Raw genomic sequence first — 2,268 nt, 5'->3', positions numbered from 1 at the left:
GGCGGCGTGGTGGGTGGGCGGTCGAGCGCGGGGGCGGCGGGGAGTGCGGACGGCCGGGCGGGGAGGTGGCCGAGGGTGCGCCGGCTGCCGTGCCCTGACGTCGCGCTCGGCGTGGACGACGCGGGTGTAGCGGTGCGGGGAGGCCGGGCGGTACGGGCCGGGCGGTCGGTTCGGCGTTTGGGCGGCGTGGTGGGTGGGCGGTCGAGCGCGGGGGCGGCGGGGAGTGCGGACGGCCGGGCGGGGAGGTGGCCGAGGGTGCGCCGGCTGCCGTGCCCTGACGTCGCGCTCGGCGTGGACGACGCGGGTGTAGCGGTGCGGGGAGGCCGGGCGGTACGGGCCGGGCGGTCGGTTCGGCGTTTGGGCGGCGTGGTGGGTGGGCGGTCGAGCGCGGGGGCGGCGGGGAGTGCGGACGGCCGGGCGGGGAGGTGGCCGAGGGTGCGCCGGCTGCCGTGCCCTGACGTCGCGCTCGGCGTGGACGACGCGGGTGTAGCGGTGCGGGGAGGCCGGGCGGTACGGGCCGGGCGGTCGGTTCGGCGTTTGGGCGGCGTGGTGGGTGGGCGGTCGAGCGCGGGGGCGGCGGGGAGTGCGGATGGCCGGGCGGGGAGGTGGCCGAGGGTGCGCCGGCTGCCGTGCCCTGACGTCGCGCTCGGCGTGGACGACGCGGGTGTAGCGGTGCGGGGGAGGCCGGGCGGTGCGGGCCGGGCGGTCGGTTCGGCATTTGGGCGGCGTGGTGGGTGGGCGGTCGAGCGCGGGGGCGGCGGGGAGTGCGGACGGCCGGGTGGGGCGGTGGCTGGGGTGCGTGCGGCGGTGGAGTAGGGCTCTGTCGGACGTCATCCCCTCGGTGGATGCGGACCCGCAACGTCCGGACGATGTGGGCCAGTTCGGATGTCGACATCATGTGGGTCGTGGCCGATTCGCGGCGGGTGCTCCTTCCCCCGTCCCGTCGCGAGGCCATCGCCGCACCTGCGGGTGCGGTCCCCGCGGAGGGGGAACCGACGGCGGTGTGGGCCTCGGTTCCCCTGTCCGCGCCGGCCGATCGGCGTGGCCGGCCCGCCGGCCGACGCGAACAGGTCGCGGTGGTCCGGGCGTTGCGTGCCCGTACCGGGTGTGCCGACGGGCGGTCGATCAGGCCGGCTGGACGAACCGGTAGCCGAAGGACGACAGTTCCGGCAGCCACTGTCGCAGGGCCGCGACGGTCTGATCGCGGTTGCCGCCCCCGTCGTGGTTGAGGATGATCGAGCCGGTCTCCACATCGGCCAGCACGCGCCTGACGATCTCGTCCGTACCGGGACGTTCCCAATCGCGCGGGTCGACCGACCAGCCGAGCGGACGCAGCCCCGCAGCGCGGATCGCACCCATCACCTCCGACGACCAACGGCCGTACGGAGCGCGGAACCAACCGACGCGGTAGCCCGGTAGCACCCGCCCGATCGCGGCAAGGCCGCGCTCCACTTCCTCGCCCACACCGGCGGGCGTGAGTTCCTGGAGGTTCGCGTGCGACCAGGAGTGGCACGCGATCGTGTGGCCATGGCGGTGGATCGCACGGACCAGGTCCGGGTATTTCTCGACCTCCGTACCCACGACGCAGAACGTCGCCCGGACGCGATTGCGGCGCAGCACGCGCAACACCTGCGGGGTGAACTCGGGGTGTGGTCCGTCGTCGAACGTCACCGCGATGCCCAGTGGCCCGGCCTCGACGGTGCGCACGGGTTCGGGGACGAAGGCGGGCCGCGGCGTGGGGCGATCACTGCCCGCGAAGGCGGTGGGGGCCGCGGCCCCGAGCAGGCCGAGCGAGGCGGCGGCACCCAACAGGAAGGTGCGGCGCGACGAGGCAGAGGTGGTGTCCATGCCGAGTGTCTTGCACACATTCGTACCCCGGTTCACGGGGACACGCCCGCAAGAGCCGGAGTTCACCGGTTCGGCCGTCCCGTGCCGGCCCCGGGCCGGTTCCATGCCGCTCCCGAGCCGGTCCGACGCCGGGCCGGACACCGGGCGACGACTGCCTGAACTGCACGATAGAGAGCGACATTGTTCGGTCACGCTTGGACTTTTGTGATCATGTGGCGGATGTGCCGCGGCCCTCTACGTCTTGCGTAGCGTGCGGCGGATTCTGTTCAGCTCTGCGGGGCAAGGAGTACGGTCGGCAAGAGCGAAGTGGGGCGGCCGGGGGCGCGACCGGATTCGAACCATGATCACCCCCCCGAGACCCGCGCGCCCGCCGCGGACGTCGCCCCGCAGGTCCGCCGACCCGCCCGAGCTCGGCGGTCC

Annotated in this window: 1 protein-coding gene; it reads right to left on the bottom strand. The window is 75.0% G+C overall.

What is annotated here, in order from left to right; translation table 11 throughout:
• Nucleotides 1-1,125: 1,125 nt before the first annotated feature.
• Nucleotides 1,126-1,848, bottom strand: coding sequence for a polysaccharide deacetylase family protein (locus GT354_RS16650; RefSeq protein WP_161357091.1), 723 nt, complete (start codon nt 1,846-1,848; stop codon nt 1,126-1,128).
• Nucleotides 1,849-2,268 lie beyond the last annotated feature (420 nt).

Origin of the sequence: Streptomyces sp. SID3343 (assembly GCF_009865215.1) — a bacterium.
In the GTDB taxonomy this organism is placed as follows: Bacteria; Actinomycetota; Actinomycetes; order Streptomycetales; family Streptomycetaceae; genus Embleya.
This window is presented reverse-complemented; position numbering and strand designations above follow the sequence as displayed.

Bases quoted from the DNA above. Each gene is read 5' to 3' on its own strand.
- GT354_RS16650 (WP_161357091.1), bottom strand. From the start codon at position 1,848: ATGGACACCACCTCTGCCTCGTCGCGCCGCACCTTCCTGTTGGGTGCC.